The sequence below is a fragment of the Saccharothrix coeruleofusca genome, from assembly GCF_014648515.1.
In the GTDB taxonomy this organism is placed as follows: Bacteria; Actinomycetota; Actinomycetes; order Mycobacteriales; family Pseudonocardiaceae; genus Actinosynnema; species Actinosynnema coeruleofuscum.
Genome location: NZ_BMRG01000001.1, coordinates 376306 through 391503 on the forward strand (window position 1 = coordinate 376306; position 15198 = coordinate 391503).

14 protein-coding genes are annotated in these 15198 nt (G+C 74.9%); 5 read left to right on the forward strand and 9 right to left on the reverse strand.

All coding sequences use genetic code 11. The annotated features are described in order from the left end of the window. On the reverse strand, positions 1-477 hold a 477-nt coding region (locus IEZ00_RS36115; RefSeq protein WP_229794916.1), incomplete at its 3' end, for a sodium/proton-translocating pyrophosphatase. A 237-nt stretch (positions 478-714) separates the two neighbouring features. On the opposite strand from IEZ00_RS36115, the gene sftH reads away from it, so the two are divergent. Further along, the gene (gene sftH, locus IEZ00_RS01960; protein ID WP_189221274.1) at positions 715-3102 is read left to right on the forward strand and encodes a DEAD/DEAH box helicase; all 2388 of its coding nucleotides are present in this window, start codon (positions 715-717) and stop codon (positions 3100-3102) included. Here the strand turns inward: sftH and IEZ00_RS01965 are convergent. From IEZ00_RS01965 to ssd, 8 genes are all read right to left on the reverse strand, one after another. Continuing rightward, the gene (locus IEZ00_RS01965; RefSeq protein WP_189221275.1) at positions 3069-3686 is read right to left on the reverse strand and encodes a bifunctional DNA primase/polymerase; all 618 of its coding nucleotides are present in this window, start codon (positions 3684-3686) and stop codon (positions 3069-3071) included. The genes sftH and IEZ00_RS01965 overlap by 34 nt on opposite strands. A 254-nt stretch (positions 3687-3940) precedes the next feature. After that, positions 3941-4294, reverse strand: coding sequence for an Rv3654c family TadE-like protein (locus IEZ00_RS01970; RefSeq protein ID WP_189221276.1), 354 nt, complete (start codon positions 4292-4294; stop codon positions 3941-3943). A gap of 48 nt (positions 4295-4342) precedes the next feature. Continuing rightward, positions 4343-4723, reverse strand: a complete 381-nt coding sequence (locus tag IEZ00_RS01975; RefSeq protein ID WP_306344637.1) for a TadE family type IV pilus minor pilin — start codon at positions 4721-4723, stop codon at positions 4343-4345. Next, positions 4720-4881, reverse strand: coding sequence for a DUF4244 domain-containing protein (locus IEZ00_RS01980; RefSeq protein ID WP_189221277.1), 162 nt, complete (start codon positions 4879-4881; stop codon positions 4720-4722). Before IEZ00_RS01980 ends, IEZ00_RS01975 begins: the two co-directional genes overlap by 4 nt. A 48-nt stretch (positions 4882-4929) precedes the next feature. Further along, positions 4930-5475, reverse strand: a complete 546-nt coding sequence (locus tag IEZ00_RS01985) for a type II secretion system F family protein (RefSeq protein WP_189221278.1) — start codon at positions 5473-5475, stop codon at positions 4930-4932. Continuing rightward, on the reverse strand, positions 5472-6236 hold the full coding sequence (locus IEZ00_RS01990) for a type II secretion system F family protein (RefSeq protein WP_189221279.1): 765 nt from the start codon (positions 6234-6236) through the stop codon (positions 5472-5474). The genes IEZ00_RS01985 and IEZ00_RS01990 overlap by 4 nt, the downstream gene beginning before the upstream one ends. Further along, on the reverse strand, positions 6227-7375 hold the full coding sequence (locus tag IEZ00_RS01995) for a TadA family conjugal transfer-associated ATPase (protein WP_189221280.1): 1149 nt from the start codon (positions 7373-7375) through the stop codon (positions 6227-6229). The genes IEZ00_RS01990 and IEZ00_RS01995 overlap by 10 nt, the downstream gene beginning before the upstream one ends. Positions 7376-7498: 123 nt before the next feature. Then, positions 7499-8557, reverse strand: a complete 1059-nt coding sequence (gene ssd / locus IEZ00_RS02000) for a septum site-determining protein Ssd (RefSeq protein ID WP_189221281.1) — start codon at positions 8555-8557, stop codon at positions 7499-7501. Positions 8558-9024: 467 nt separating this feature from the next. On the opposite strand from ssd, the gene IEZ00_RS02005 reads away from it, so the two are divergent. The 4 genes from IEZ00_RS02005 (at position 9025) to IEZ00_RS02020 (ending at position 15106) form a co-directional block, all read left to right on the forward strand. Further along, on the forward strand, positions 9025-9870 hold the full coding sequence (locus IEZ00_RS02005; protein ID WP_189221282.1) for an HAD family hydrolase: 846 nt from the start codon (positions 9025-9027) through the stop codon (positions 9868-9870). 696 nt (positions 9871-10566) lie between these two features. After that, positions 10567-12180 (forward strand): glycoside hydrolase family 3 protein, encoded by a 1614-nt coding sequence (locus IEZ00_RS02010; protein WP_189221733.1) that lies wholly within the window; start codon positions 10567-10569, stop codon positions 12178-12180. Positions 12181-12185: 5 nt separating this feature from the next. Beyond that, entirely contained in the window at positions 12186-13430 is a 1245-nt protein-coding gene (locus IEZ00_RS02015; RefSeq protein WP_372448504.1) for an exo-beta-N-acetylmuramidase NamZ family protein, read from the forward strand. A gap of 8 nt (positions 13431-13438) precedes the next feature. Beyond that, positions 13439-15106 carry a serine hydrolase domain-containing protein gene (locus IEZ00_RS02020; protein WP_189221284.1) on the forward strand — a complete coding sequence of 556 codons (1668 nt, stop codon included), beginning with the start codon at positions 13439-13441 and terminating at the stop codon, positions 15104-15106. The last annotated feature ends 92 nt before the right edge of the window (positions 15107-15198 follow it).

The window sequence follows — 15198 nt, forward strand, 5'->3', positions numbered from 1 at the left end:
GCCGAGGCCGACGGTCATCATGCCGACCACGCCACCGGTGCGGAACGCCACCCGCATGGCCTTCTCCCGGCCGCCCGACTCCTTGGCCGCGGCGGCCACGCGCACGTTCGCGCGGGTGGACAGCCACATGCCCAGGTAGCCGATGGCGGCGGAGAACGCCGCGCCGATGACGAAGAACAGCGACCTGCCGATCCGCTCGGCCGCGGTGTCGGCCGGGAGCGCGAACAGCAGCACGAACACGATGACGACGAAGATGCCGAGGGTGCGGAACTGGCGGTTGAGGTAGGCCGCTGCGCCCTCTTGGACCGCCTTGGCGATGTCCTGCATCTTGGTGGTGCCCTGGCCCGCGGCCAGCACCTCCCTGAGCAGCACGTACCCGACGGCCAGGGCGGCCAGGGCGACCACGGCGACCACGGCCACGAGGCCGCGATCACCTCCGGAGAGCTCCAGGCCCTCCGCGAGGAATTGCCGGGACATCCATCCTCCTGGTGAGAGTTGGCCCAACGGAGGCTGGTTCGCGGCGCGCCAGGGCGGGCCCGACGTCAGCCCCGGCACGACGTGATCCATCCCTCATTGGATGCGATAGCGGCGGAGTCTATTCATAGGGCGCAACCCCACCACCAGGTGTACCGATCTGTGCACGCGCCGTTATCAACGCAGGAAGCAAAGGTAACTCAGGGGGCGCTGTCGGCGCCGTGTGCGAAGCTGCGGTGCGTGGCGCACCAAGGACGTCGACTCCTGGACCGGGTGCTCGCGGGCGTGCCCTCCGGCGAGTCGCCGCTGACGCACGCCGCCGACCTGCCCGCGCAACCCGCCCAACCGGTCCCGTGGCCCTCCTGGGCTGCGGAACCGGTGGTGGCCGCGCTGGTCGAGCGAGGCGTGCCGGTGCCGTGGCGGCACCAGGCCCAAGCCGCCGAGCTGGCCTGGTCGGGGCGTGACGTGGTGGTGGCCACGGGCACCGCCTCGGGCAAGTCGCTGGCCTACCAGCTGCCGGTGCTGAGCAAGCTCGTGGAAGATCCAAAAGCAACAGCTCTGTACCTGTCGCCGACCAAGGCGCTGGGGGCCGACCAGCTGCGCGCGGTGGAGGCGCTGGGCCTGCCCGGCGTGCGCGCCGCGAAGTTCGACGGCGACACGCCGATGGCCGAGCGCGACTGGGTCAGGGCGCACGCCAACTGGGTGTTCAGCAACCCGGACATGCTGCACCGGGGGGTGCTGCCCAACCACTCCCGGTGGATCAGGTTCTTCCGGCGGCTGTCCTACGTCGTGGTCGACGAGTGCCACGCCTACCGAGGCGTGTTCGGCTCGCACGTGGCGCTGCTGCTGCGACGGCTGAGGCGGGTCGCCCGGCGCTACGGCGCGGACCCGGTGTTCGTGCTGGCCTCGGCGACCGTGGCGGACCCGGCGGGATCGGCGTCGCGGCTGCTCGGCGCGCCGTGCGAGGCGGTCACCGAGGACGGCTCGCCACGCGCGGGCCGGACCGTGGCGCTGTGGGAGCCGCCGCTGCTGGACGACCTGGAAGGCGAGAACGGCGCCCCGGTGCGGCGGTCGGCGGGCGCGGAGACCGCCCGCATCCTGGCCGACCTGGTGGTCGAGGGCGCGCGGTCGCTGGCGTTCGTGCGGTCGCGAGTGGGGGCGGAGCTGACCGCGCTGGGCGCGCGGCGCATCCTGGCCGAGGTCGACGGCGAGCTGGTCGACCGGGTGGCCGCCTACCGGGCGGGCTACCTGCCCGAGGAGCGGCGGGCCCTGGAGCGGGCGCTGTCCGGCGGCGACCTGCTGGGCGTGGCCACGACCAACGCGCTGGAGCTCGGCGTGGACATCGCGGGTCTGGACGCCGTGGTGGTGGCCGGTTTCCCCGGCACCCTGGCCTCGTTCTGGCAGCAGGCCGGGCGGGCCGGGCGCAGCGGCGACTCCGACGCGCTGGTGGTGTTCGTGGCGCGGGACGACCCGCTGGACACCTACCTGGTGCACAACCCGTCGGCGGTGCTGGACAGACCGGTCGAGGCCACCGTGCTGGACCCGGCCAACCCGTACGTGCTGGAGCCGCAGCTGGCGTGCGCCGCGGCCGAGCTGCCGCTGACCCCCGACTGCCTGGACGAGTTTGGCGGGCAGGCCGCGCGGGCGGTGCTCGACGACCTGGTGGCGCGGCGGGTGCTGCGGCGCAGGCCCAACGGCTGGTACTGGACCTCGCACGACCGCCCGCACGGCGAGGTGGACATCCGAGGCTCGGGCGGCGAGCAGGTCGTGGTGGTGGAGGCCGACACGGGTCGGATGCTGGGCACGGTCGATCCGGGCGCGGCCTGCTGGACGGTCCACGAGGGCGCGGTCTACCTGCACCAGGGCGAGTCGTACGTGGTGGACCGGCTGGACCTGGACAGCGGGATCGCGCTGGTGCGCGCGGAGAAGCCGGAGTGGACCACGACGGCCCGCGACACCAAGGACATCACCGTGGTGCGCACCCTGGACAAGCGCGAGTACGACGGCGTGTCGGTGTGCCTGGGCGAGGTCGAGGTGACCTCGCAGGTCGTGTCGTACCTGCGGAAGCTGCCCTCCGGGCAGGTGATCGACCAGGTCGCGCTGGACCTGCCCGCGCAGACCCTGCGCACCCGCGCGGTCTGGTACGCGGTGGACGACGCGCTGCTGGTGGGCAGTGCGCCGGGGGGCGCCGGTCTGGCTCCGGCGCGCGTCCCCGGCGCACTGCACGCGGCCGAGCACGCGGCGATCGGCCTGCTACCGCTGTTCGCGACCTGCGACCGCTGGGACATCGGCGGTGTCTCGACCGCGCTGCACCCGGACACCGGGAAGGCGACGGTGTTCGTGCACGACGGTCATCCGGGGGGAGCCGGTTTCGCCGACCGCGGCTTCGCCGCGATCATCCCGTGGTTGGCCGCTACTGGGGAGGCCATCGCTGCTTGCGCGTGCCCGGCCGGGTGCCCGTCCTGCGTGCAGTCGCCGAAGTGCGGGAACGGCAACGACCCACTGGACAAGGCGGGCGGGCTGGCCGTGCTGGACGTCGTGCTCGGGGTTGTCGGGGAGGGGTCCGACGACGCCCGGCACGGCCGGGTCTCAGGTCAGGACCGGTCGGCGGAGACCAGTCCCTCGTAGCGGTCGGGCACCCGCACGGCCTCCAGCAGCGCGTCCTCGACGACGCCGGGGCGCGGCAGCTGCCAGCCGCAGATCTGGGGCTTGACCCGCCAGTGCACCACGCCGTGCTGGACCGGCGTCGGCGGCAGCGGGACGTACTCGCCCCGCCCGTAGTGGTGGACGTCGTCGTGGGCCAGCAGGTCGGTGCTCAGCGGCTGCCCGGAGGCGACCAGGAACATCCAGCGGCCCGCGGGCGTCGCGGCGATCGGCACCGGGATGCCGATGGCGCGCAGCGCGACCGCGGCGCGGCGGCCCAGGTCGGCCCCGACCTCGATGGCGTCGACGCCGTGGCCGGTGGCGACCAGGATGCTGTAGGACTGGCCGGTCCACCAGGAGGCGACCTGCTCCGGCCTGCTGCCGATGCGCTCCTGCCAGTCGTGGTGCACCGGGACCGGGCCGTCCTGGTCCAGGCCGTCACGACCGGCCCACCGGTCGCCCGCCGGATAGGTGCCCGGCAGCACAGGCCACCCGTGCCACGCGAGGTTGACCGCCTCCGCGCGCAGCTCGATGCGGAAGGCCCCGCGCCAGCTATCCGACCACTCCATGTTGAGTTCGCCTCCTTGAGGACCACGACACCGTGTCGGGTACTTCTCGACACCGCGTCGGTGCCGCCATTCGAATTAACGACACGACCGGCCCCGTTGGTAACCCGGCAGTCGACAACTGGTCGTTGCGGAACGGCGAACGCCCTTCGCCCGGACGGGGGACCGAACGACCGCGGCCACCGTTCACCGCCGGCGAACCCCACTGTGAGTCCGCTCACCGCCGGAGGACGACCGCTCGTCGTGCGGAGGACCCCTCACCATTCCGCCGGACCCGCCCGCGCCCGTGCGCTCGGCGCGTCGAACAGCACGGGGCCGCCGGAGGACTCGTCCGACACCTCGACCGAGACCTCCCAGCCCCGCACCGAGCAGTCGTCCAGCCTGCCGCCCATCCGGGTGATCACCCACTCGGCGCGGGCGCAGGCGTGCGCCGGACCGGACACCAGGTGCGCCGCCGCGGCCAGCGCGCCCAGGTCGGCCGCGGCGGTCAGGCGGTGCCGGACGAGGGTGACCTCGCCCAGCCGGATGCCGAGGGCGGTGATCGTGAACAGGACCGACAGCAGCGCCACCGCCAGGACCGAAGCCGCGCCCCGGTCGTCGTGCGGACGCATCCACCACCTCCTTTCGCTCGTGCTGCTTCGTCTTCGTCACCTGAACGCTCAGTTCGGAGTGCCCGAACGCTCAGTTCGCGGTGTCGGAACGCTCGGTTCGCGGGGCTCCTCGGGGGTGGGTTCCAGGACGGCGTAGGCGCGGGCGCGCAGGGTGAGACCCGCTTCGGTGGCGGTGACCTCGGTCCAGGCGGTGTCGCCCTCCAGGCGCACGGTCAGGTGGGCGTCGGCGGGGGCGATGGCGGCCACGGCGGACTCGGCCAGCGCGTTGTCGCCCCTGGCGACCAGCCGGGCCGCCTCGCGGGCCGCGTCGGTGCAGCGGAGCTGGGCGATCACGGCGGCCAGGCCGCCCGCGCACAGCGCCAGGAAGGCCAGCAGGGCGCAGATCGCCAGCGCCGCTTCCACCGTCGCGGTGCCCCGGTCGTCGCTCACCAGGGCAGGTCGAGGGCGAGCCGCAGCACCTTCTGCAACTGCTGCTCGACCCATCCGCCCGCGACGAACGTCAGGAGCAGACCCGCCAACGTCGCCGCGGCGAGCGTGGTGAGGGCGTATTCGGTGGTGGTCGTTCCCCGGTCGTCGAGCACTTTCATCCTCCATCGGGTGGGATCAGGTCGGGGTGGGATCAGGTCGGGGTGTGATCAGGTCAGGGTGCGCACGAGGCCGAGCACCACGGGCAGCACGCCGAGGCACAGGAAGGCGGGCAGGAAGCACAGCGCCAGCGGCCCGGCCACCAGCACCGCCGCCCGCTGGGCGCGGGTCTCGGCTTCGTCGGCCAGCGCGGCGCGGACGTCGCGGGCCAGGTCGGTCACCGCGTCCGCCAGCGCGGCCCCGGACCGGGCCGACCGCTTAGCCGCGCGGGCCAGCGGCGCGGTGTCCGGGTGCGCCAGGGCGGGCGCCCAGGCGGTGGCCGGGTCAACGCCGAGCGCCAGCTGGTGGCAGACGCGGCGCAGGCGTCCGGCCGGACCCGGCGGCACGCCCGCCAGCACGGCGTGCAGGGCGCCCGCCACCGGCAGACCGGCCCTGAGGCAGGCGGCCAGCAGGTCCCAGGTCGCGGCCAGGGCGAACGGGTCGGGCGGTGGCGGTTTCGCCCTTGTCCGCCGCGCGGGCGGCGGGCGCAGCCGGTCGAGCGCCGGTCGGCCCGCCGGGAGCACCAGCAGGGCCAGGGCGAGCAGCAGCGGGCTCATCCCGGCGCCTCCCCGGTCAGGTGAGCGCACCAGCGCAGTCCCGCGCACACCAGCACCGCGCCGAGCACCAGCAGGACCTGTCCCGCGAGCGTGGTGCGCAGCACCTGGACCGGGCCCGCTCCGCTGAACTCGCCCAGCAGCAGCCCGAAGACGGGCAGCGCGGCCAGCACCGCGACGCTGGCGCGCGGTCCGGCCATGCGGGCGCGGACCTGCCGGGCGAACGCCGCGCGCCGGTCGAGGTCGCGGCCCACCGCTTCCAGCGCGCCCGCCAGCGGCACCCCGTGCGCGTCGGCCAGCCGCCACGCCCGCGCGAGCGGGGCGGCGTCGGTGTGCGCCAGCGCGGCTTCGACGTCGCCGCCCCTGGCCGCCGTGGTGGCGATGGTGTCGAACACCTCGGCGGCCGGTGGCGCGCAGTCCTCAGCGGTGTTGGCCGCCGCCGCGGCCGGGTGGGCTCCCGCGCGCAGCTCCGCGGTGAACGCCTTGAGCCCGGCGGCCAGCGCGGCGGTCGCGGCCAGCCGGTCCCGCCGCGCGACGCGGTCGCGGTGCTCGCGCCACAGGACCGAGGCCAGCAGCGCGCCCGCGAGCGCACCGCCCACCCCGGCCACCAGCCCGAGCAGCGCGCCCGCGACGGCGACCACGGGCGTGCCGGGCCGCCTCCACCGCCATCGGCGTCGCGGCTCGGGGCGCAGCGCTCTCAGGCGTCGGTGGGCGCGTGGTGGCGGCAGCGCCGCCAAGGCCGCCGCGAGCACGATCAGGGGCATGGTCGTCCCCGTTCGCGCAGCATCTCGCGCAGCACCGCAGCGCCCGCCTGCCACCCGGTGTCGTGCCGCCAGGCGGGCGTGACCCCGGTGGTGCGAGCCCGGCGCTCGAAGACGCCGATCTCGACGAGACGACGCGCGCCGGTGGCCGTCCGGCGCGTGTGCAGCACGACCTGCACCGCCGCGGCGAGCTGGCTGTGCAGTGCCGCCCGGTCCAGGCCGCCCAGCGCGGCCAGCGCCTCCAGCCGGGCCGGGACCTCCGCCGGGGAGTTGGCGTGCAGGGTGCCCGCGCCCCCGTCGTGGCCGGTGTTGAGCGAGGACAGCAGGTCGCACACCTCCGCGCCGCGAACCTCGCCGACCACCATGCGGTCCGGGCGCATCCGCAGCCCCTGCCGCACCAGGTCCCGGACGGTCACCTCGCCCGCGCCCTCGACGTTGGCGGCGCGCGCCACCAGCCGGACCACCTGCGGGTGGTCGGGGTGCAGCTCGCCCGCGTCCTCCACGCACACCACGCGCTGGTCGTGCGGCACGCAGCCGAGCAGCGCCGCCAGCAGGGTGGTCTTGCCCGAGCCGGTGCCGCCGACGACCAGGAACGCCAGGCGGGCCTCGACGATGGCGCGCAGCAGCCCGGCGGTGGGCCCGTCGAAGGTGCCGCCGCGCTCCAGCGCGGCCAGGTCGTGCGCGGCGGGCCGCAGGACGCGCAGCGACAGGCAGGTGTGCTGGCTGATCGGCGGGAGGACCGCGTGCAGCCGCACGGCACCCGGCAGCCAGCCGTCGACGTACGGGACGGCGTCGTCCAGCCGCCTGCCCGCGGCGACCGCCAGGCGCTGGGCCAGGCGGCGCACGGCCGCCTCGTCGGTGAAGGTCGTGCCGGTGCGGCGCAGCCCCTCGGCCCCGTCGACCCACACCTGGTCCGGCGCGGTGACCAGGACGTCGGTCACTCCGGGGTCGCGCAGCAGCGGCTCCAGCGGGCCCGCGCCCGCGAACTCCCGGCGCAGCACGGCCAGCGCCCGCAGCACGTCCTCGTCGCCCAGCAGGCCGCCCGCCTCGCCGCGCACCGCCGCCGCGACCGCGGCCGAGGTCAGCTCCGACCGGCCGTTGGCCAACCTCCGGCGAACGCGCTCGACCAGATCGGCGGTCATGGTGCGCACCCGCGCAGCGGCCTGACGCGGCCGCGGCGGCGCCGTCCTGGCCGGAATACCTCCGAACACAGGAATCCCCACCACCTCACCCGTTCGGCGCTCACTCGCTCGGCGCTCACCCGTTCAGCCCTCACGGAGCACCGCCAGCACTTCGCGGGCCGCCTTGGCCAGCCGACCGCGAGCGCCGCCGGGGAAACCGCCCCGGTCCAGCGCGCCAGCCAGGCGGGGCTGCGACGGCATCACGGTGAGCAGGGGGACGCCGACCGCGTCGGCCACCTGCCCGGCCCGCAGGCCGCCGGGCGCGGGGCCGCGCACGACCGCGCCCAGCGCCACGCCGCGCTCGCCGACCTGGCGGGCCACCCGCTGGGCGGCGGCGCAGGCCCGGACCTCCGCCGGGACCACCAGCACCGCGAGGTCGGCCCGGTCCAGCGCGGCGCAGGCCGCCGGGGTGAGCTGGCGGGGCAGGTCGCACACCACCGTGTCGCCCGCGCGGCGGCCGGACTCGACCACCGCCGCCACGGCCTCGGGTTCGGGGTCCGGTCCGGCCCGACCGCAGGCCAGCACGCTGAGCGTGCCGCGCCGGGTGGACCGGCCGGGCAGGGCCGAGCGCAGCGACGATGCGGGCACCCGGCCGCCGGTCACCCGCACGTCCGGCCAGCGCAGGCCCTGCGCGGCCTCCACGCCCAGCGCCAGGTCCAGCCCGCCGCCCAGCGGGTCGCAGTCGACCAGCAGCCCGTTGCCGCCCGCCGCCAGCACCGCGTGGCCGAGCGCCGCGGCCAGCACGGAGGCGCCCGCGCCGCCGCGCCCGCCCAGCACCGCCAGCACCCGGCCCCCGCCGGTCGGCGGGCCGTCGGCGACCTCCCGCAGGACGGCCACCAGCTCGGGCGCGCCCTGCGGCAGCACCACCACGCGCGCCACGCCCAGCGCCACCGCCCTCGGCCAGGCGCCCGGCGACGGCGGGCCGGTCGCCACCAGCAGCACGTCCGGCCTGCGCGGCAGGCCCGCCGCCGCGCAGGCCTCCAGCGCCCGCTGATCCAGCAGCACCGCGGGCGCGGCGGCCCACCGCCCGCGCAGGGCCGCCACGTCGGCCACCCGCTCCACCTCGCACTCGGCCGCGGCGGCCAGCCGGAGCACCTCGTCCAGCAGCTCTTCCCCGGTCACCAGCGCCACCGGTCGTCGCACAACCCCACCCCCGTCGATCAAGGACTCGTCGGGGTCCACGGTCACCGGTCGTGGGCGGGCCCACAACGACCGAAGATCAACATGTGGACAACCGGGGGCCCTGTGGACAACTCGGCGCGATGAGAGCGCTCCCGCTCGCAGCGGACGCGGAGGTGCGAAATGCTGGGGGATTTGGCGGGAAAGAGGCCGGCGGTCCAGCGAGCGGCGGCGGCCACCCGAGTCCGGACATGGGACGACCCCCGCCAGGGGGGAGGGACGGGGGTCGTCATTGGTTCAGTCCCGGGGGGTCGGACTGAACCCGTCCGGTCGAGCCGGACCAGTCCTACTGTATCCCCCCGCGCCAGGGTCATGCGCGTCTTCCGTTAGAGGGACAGAAAAAATTCGGGGGACCGCATCACCTTCGGTTCGTAAACCTTCGAACGTAGGCGTCCATCCGGGTCTCGCCCGTGCGCCCTTAAGCTGGAGCCGTGACCGAGCACCCGAACGACGGCGACGCCAATGAAGGTGACGCCAGCGGAGGACGTCGAGTCGCCGCGTTCTTCGACCTGGACAAGACGGTCATCGCCAAGTCGAGCACGTTGGCGTTCAGCAGGCCCTTCTTCCAAGGCGGCCTGATCAACCGGCGGGCGGTGCTCAAGAGCGCCTACGCGCAGTTCGTCTTCATGCTCGCGGGCGCCGACGCGGACCAGATGGACCGGATGCGCTCCCACATCACCGCGCTGTGCGCGGGGTGGGACGTCGAGCAGGTCCGCGCGATCGTCGACGAGACCCTGCACGACATCGTCGACCCGCTGGTCTACAAAGAGGCCACCCAGCTCATCGGCGACCACAAGGACCAGGGCCACGACGTGGTCGTCGTCTCCGCGTCCGGCGAGGAAGTCGTCTCCCCCATCGCGGAGATGATCGGCGCGACGCGCAGCGTGGGCACGCGGATGGTGGTCAACGGGGGCCGCTACTCCGGCGCGGTCGACTTCTACTGCGCGGGCGAGAACAAGGCCATCGCGGCCAAGCAGCTGGCCGCGGAGCACGGCTACGACCTCGCGGAGTGCTACGCCTACTCCGACTCGGTGACCGACCTGCCGCTGCTGGAGGCCGTCGGCCACCCCACGGCCGTCAACCCCGACCGCGCCCTGCGCAAGGTCGCCGCCCAGCGCGGCTGGCCCGTGCTGACCTTCTCCGACCCGGTGTCGCTCAGGGCCCGCCTGCCGCGCCCGTCCGGCGCCGCGGTGGCGGTCACCGCGATCGGTCTCGGCGCGGCCACGGCGGCCGCCGGGGTGGCCTGGTACGGACTGCGCAGGCGGCGCAGGAACTGATTCACCCCGCTGTGCCCCGCTCAGCGGTACCAGCGGCGGAAACCCCTGTCGCACAAGAACATCCGCTACTCACCGTTGCTTGACCGGTGCACCCCATCGAGCCCTTGATGTGACGGCGGGCACGGACTACAAAGGAAGTGCGGACCTCGGGTCGGCCGGGACCGGGCGAAGAGAAGCCCAGCTCCTCCCTGACAGAGCTCCGTGCGCGGACGTCGAGCACCCACGCGCAGCACGCCGCGGGAGGCTTGTCGTCTAGGGCCTGCGTACCGGGACGCCGGACGCCGAGGCCAGGTTGGTACGACACGAGTTGCACGCTTGGTAACTCGAACGTCCGCGCTGCCGGCGGTGCCCTCACGCGAGTGGGGGCATCGCCTGTTTCATGCCCGTGGAAACCGCACCATCGAAGGACGAGCGCGAGCCGGAAATCGTCGGGGCCGCCCCGCACAATGGCCGCACGACGGCGATGAGGCAACGTTGACCCGCCACTGTGGCGTGGGTAACTTGCCGATTGCGTCCACCAGTGGTGGAACATCGCCAAGTGGGGAGGCCACCGTGCTCCGGCTCCGCCGAACGCTCGTCGCCACCGCCGTGGCCGCGGCCTCGCTCGCCGCGCCACCGGCCACCGCCCAGGCGCCCGCCGACGCGGCCGGGGCCGCGCGGCTGGGCACCAGCGCCATCAGCGCGCTCCTGCGGGGCATGTCCCTGGAGGAGAAGGTGGGCCAGCTCTTCGTCACCTACGTGCACGGCCAGGCCGCCGACGAGGCGCACCCCGGCAACCAGCGCGACTTCGGCGTGGGCACCGCCGCCGAGGTGGTCGCCAAGTACCGGCCCGGCGGGGTCGTCTACTTCAACAACTCCAGCTACGACAACATCGACACCCCGGCGCAGATCGCCGCGCTGTCCAACGGGCTGCAGCGGGCCAGCCGCATCCCGCTGGCCATCTCCACCGACCAGGAGATGGGCATCGTCACCCGCATCGGCCCGCCGGTCACCCAGTTCCCCGGCAACATGGCGCTGGGCGCGGGCCGCCGCGCCCAGGACGCCGAGAAGGCCGCCGAGATCACCGCGCGCGAGCTGCGGGCGATGGGGATCAACCAGGACTTCGCCCCGGACGCGGACGTCAACTCCAACCCGGCCAACCCGGTGATCGGGGTGCGCTCCTACTCCGGCGACCCGGCGCTGGCGGCCACCATGACCGCCGCCCAGGTGCGCGGCTACCAGCAGCACCCGCTGACCCGCACCGGCGTGTCGGCCACCGCCAAGCACTTCCCCGGCCACGGCGACACCGCCGAGGACAGCCACACCAGCCTGCCGACCGTGGACCGCACCGCCGAGCAGTGGCGCGCGGTGGACGCCGAGCCGTTCCGGGCGGCCATCGCCGCGGGCGTGGACTCGATCATGACCGCGCACATCCGGATGCCGCTGATCGACCCGTCCGGCGAGCCCGCCACGCTGTCCCGACCGGTGGTGACCGGTCTGCTGCGCGAGGAGCTGGGCTACGACGGGGTGGTCATCACCGACTCGCTGGCCATGGCGGGCGTGCGGCAGCTGCACCCCGACGCGGAGATCCCGGTGCTGGCCCTCAAGGCGGGCGTGGACCAGCTGCTCATGCCGGTCGACCTGCGCGTGGCCGTGGACAGCGTCGTCGCCGCGGTGCGCGGCGGCGAGCTGACCGAGCGGCGCATCGACCAGAGCGTGCTGCGGGTGCTGCGGATGAAGTTCCTGCGCGGGATGCTCACCTCCCCGCCCGCGAGCGCGGACCCGAAGGTGGGCACCCCGGACCGGCTGGCGGTCGCGCAGGCCATCGCGGACCGGACGGTCACCGCCGTGCGCAACGACGCGGGCGTGCTGCCGCTGTCCGCCAAGCCCGCGTCCGCGCTGGTCACCGGCTGGGGCGAGACGACGACCCGAGCGCTGGCCGAGCGCTTCGCCGCCCGCGGCGCGGCGGCCACCGCGCTGCCCACCGGCTCCGCGCCCACCGAGGCGCAGATCGCGTCGGCCGCGCAGGCGGCGGCGGGCGCGCAGGTCGTGGTGGTGCTGACCAACGCGCTGTCCCGCCAGCCCGCCCAGCAGGCGCTGGTGGCCCGGCTGCTGGCGACCGGGAAACCGGTGGTGGCGGTGGCCGTGCAGAACCCGTACGACGTGGCGCACACCGACGCGCCGACCTGGCTGGCCACCTTCTCCTACGGCGCGGTGTCGATGGAGTCCCTGGCCAGGGTGGTCTACGGCGAGGTCAAGCCCGCGGGCAAGCTGCCGGTGGACGTGCCCGGCCCGCGCCCGTACCCCTTCGGCCACGCCGTGGGCTGGTGACGCGCGTGGACCGCAGGGGATTCCTGGCCGGCGCGCTGGCCGTCCCCGCGCTGGGCGCGGCGTCCGCCCCGGCTTCGGCGGACCCGGCCTCGGCCGCCGGGGCGACGGCCACCGGCGCGGAGCAGCTGGCCGCGCGGGGCTGGCGGCGGTTCGCGGGCCGCAAGGTCGGCGTGCTCACCAACCCGACGGGCGTGCTGCGCGACCACACCCACGTCGTGGACTCGATGGTCGCCGCCGGAGTGCGGCCGGTGGCGGCCTTCGGCCCCGAGCACGGGTTCCGCGGCACCGCGCAGGCGGGCGGCTCGGAGGGCGACTACCTGGACCCGCGCACCGGCGTGCCGGTCTACGACGCCTACGGCGCGAACGCGACCAAGCTGGCGGGCATGTTCGCCAAGGCGGGCGTGGACACCGTGGTGTTCGACATCGCCGACATCGGCGCCCGCTTCTACACCTACATCTGGACCATGTACACCGCGATGCAGGCCGCGGCGGCCACCGGCGCGGCGTTCGTGGTGCTGGACCGGCCCAACCCGATCGGCGGCACGGCGCGCGGCCCGCAGCTGGACCCGGCGTACGCCACGGGCGTGGGCCGCAAGCCGATCGTGCAGCAGCACGGCATGACCGTGGGCGAGCTGGCCGGGTTCTTCGACGGCGAGTTCCTGCCCGAGGACGGCGGCCGGGTCGCCGAGCTGGACGTGGTCGAGGTGCGCGGCTGGCGGCGCGACCAGCTCGACACCGGCCTGCCGTGGGTGCCGCCCAGCCCGAACGTGCCCACCAGGGACACCGCCCTGGTCTACCCCGGCACGTGCCTGTTCGAGGGCGTGCTGTTCTCCGAGGGCCGGGGCACCACGCGGCCGTTCGAGACCGTCGGCGCGCCGGGGCTGGACTGGCGGTGGGCGGAGGACCTCAACGCGGCGGGCCTGCCGGGCGTGCGGTTCCGGGAGACCCACTTCGCGCCGACGTTCAACAAGTTCGCGGGCACCGCGTGCGCCGGGGTGGCGGTGCACGTCACCGACCCGCACCGGTTCGACGCCGTGCGCACCGGCGTGGCCATGATCGTGACCGCGAAGGCCCGCTACCCGCAGCAGTTCGGGTGGCGGCCGGACAACTGGATCGACAAGCTCACCGGCTCCGACCGGCTGCGCCGGATGGTCGACGCGGGCGCGGGCACCGACGAGGTGGTCGGCGCCTGGGCCGCGGAGCTGGCCGCGTTCCGGCACACCCGCCGCAGGTACCTGCGCTACCGGTGAGGAGACCGATGCGAGTTCCCGCCCTGCTGTTCGCGTCCGTGACCGCCCTGAGCCTGCTGAGCGTCCCCGCGAGCGCGACCGGCGCGGGAGGCCGCTTCGACCAGCCGCACGACCGCTTCGCGCCCGCGTGGACCGCGCTGCGCCCCGGCACGCCGCAGCGGGCCGGGCTGGCCCCGGCGCCGGTCGAGGGCGCGTTGGAGGCGGTGCGCCGCTACACCGAGCCGGGCGCGGACGGCCACCCGCTGTTCGCGGGCGCGGTGACGCTGCTGGCGCACAACGGGGTCGTCGTCGCCCACCAGCCGGAGGGGTGGGCGGTGCGCTACGCGGACGCGGCGGGCACCGAACTGCCCGAGGACCAGCGGGTGCCGATGGCCCCGGACACGATCTTCGACCTGGCGTCGGTGTCCAAGCTGTTCACCTCGATCGCGGTGATGCGGCAGGTGGAGCTGGGCCGGGTGGCGATCGACCGGCCGGTGGCCGACTACCTGCCGGAGTTCGGGGTCAACGGCAAGGCGTCGATCACCGTCGAGCAGCTGCTGACGCACACCTCGGGCCTGGAGCCGTGGCTGCCGCTGTGGCAGAGCTGGCCGGACCGGGCCGCGCGGGTCAAGGCGGTCATGGACGTGGCCCCCAAGACCCCGCCGGGCACCGCCTACGCCTACTCGGACCTGAACCTGATCACGCTGGGCGTGCTGGTGGAGCGGGTCGCGGGCAAGCCGCTGGACGCCCTGGTCCGCGAGGGCGTCACGGAGCCGCTGGGCATGGTCGACACCGGCTACAACCCGCCCGCGAGCAAGCTGGGCCGGATCGCGGCGACGGAGTTCCAGGCCAGCCCGCCGCGCGGCATGGTGCGCGGCGAGGTGCACGACGAGAACGCCTGGTCGTTGGGCGGCGTGGCGGGCCACGCGGGCGTGTTCTCCACCGCGCGCGACTTGGCGGTGCTGGGGCAGGCGCTGCTCAACGGCGGCGCGTACGGCGGCAGGCGGGTCCTCGAACCCGCCACGGTGGAGCTGATGCTGACCGACTTCACCGGTGATTTCCCCGGCAACTCGCACGGCCTCGGCTTCGAGCTGGACCAGCGCTGGTACATGGGCGCGCTGACCGCGCCGGGCACGGCGGGCCACACCGGGTACACGGGCACTTCGCTGGTGCTGGACCCGCTGTCGCGGTCGGTGGCGGTCCTGCTGACCAACCGGGTGCACCCGAGCCGGAACTGGGGCTCGGTCAACCCCGCCCGGCGCGCGGTGGCCGACGGGCTGGCGAAGGCGTTGGCGGTGAAGCCGCGGCGCGGGCCGTCGGCGTGGTCGCCGGTGGTCGCGGGCGGCACGCTGACCACGCGCGAGCTGCCGGTGCGCGGGACGCGGCAGCGGCTGGTGTTCAGCGCGTTCGTCGACCTGGACCCCGGCGACCGGGTGGTCGTGCAGGCGGGTGACGGCACCACCTGGCGGGACGTGGAGGTGCTGACCGGGTACGGCGAGCGGCGGTGGGAGCGGGTGGTGGTGGACACCGCGCCCGCGTCCCGGTTCCGCTGGGTGTACTCGCGGGGCACCGGCTACGGCGGCCGGGGCGTGCACGTCGACGCGGTGCGCGTGACCGACCAGCGGGGGCTGGTGCTCGACGCGGAGCGGGAGCAGGCCGGCCTGACGGCCGAGGGCTGGCAAGCCGTCAACAGGTAGTAACGATCTTCCCGATAGTCGATATCAACAGGGTGGATCGTGCTCGATCAGGGTGACAGCAGGGCACTCTACGTTGACCACTAGTCAATCGG

Bases quoted from the DNA above. Each gene is read 5' to 3' on its own strand.
- IEZ00_RS02010 (WP_189221733.1), top strand. From the start codon at position 10,567: ATGTCCCTGGAGGAGAAGGTGGGCCAGCTCTTCGTCACCTACGTGCAC.
- IEZ00_RS01980 (WP_189221277.1), bottom strand. From the start codon at position 4,881: ATGAAAGTGCTCGACGACCGGGGAACGACCACCACCGAATACGCCCTC.
- IEZ00_RS02020 (WP_189221284.1), top strand. From the start codon at position 13,439: ATGCGAGTTCCCGCCCTGCTGTTCGCGTCCGTGACCGCCCTGAGCCTG.
- IEZ00_RS01965 (WP_189221275.1), bottom strand. From the start codon at position 3,686: ATGGAGTGGTCGGATAGCTGGCGCGGGGCCTTCCGCATCGAGCTGCGC.
- IEZ00_RS01990 (WP_189221279.1), bottom strand. From the start codon at position 6,236: ATGCCCCTGATCGTGCTCGCGGCGGCCTTGGCGGCGCTGCCGCCACCA.
- IEZ00_RS01970 (WP_189221276.1), bottom strand. From the start codon at position 4,294: ATGCGTCCGCACGACGACCGGGGCGCGGCTTCGGTCCTGGCGGTGGCG.
- IEZ00_RS01995 (WP_189221280.1), bottom strand. From the start codon at position 7,375: ATGACCGCCGATCTGGTCGAGCGCGTTCGCCGGAGGTTGGCCAACGGC.
- IEZ00_RS01985 (WP_189221278.1), bottom strand. From the start codon at position 5,475: ATGAGCCCGCTGCTGCTCGCCCTGGCCCTGCTGGTGCTCCCGGCGGGC.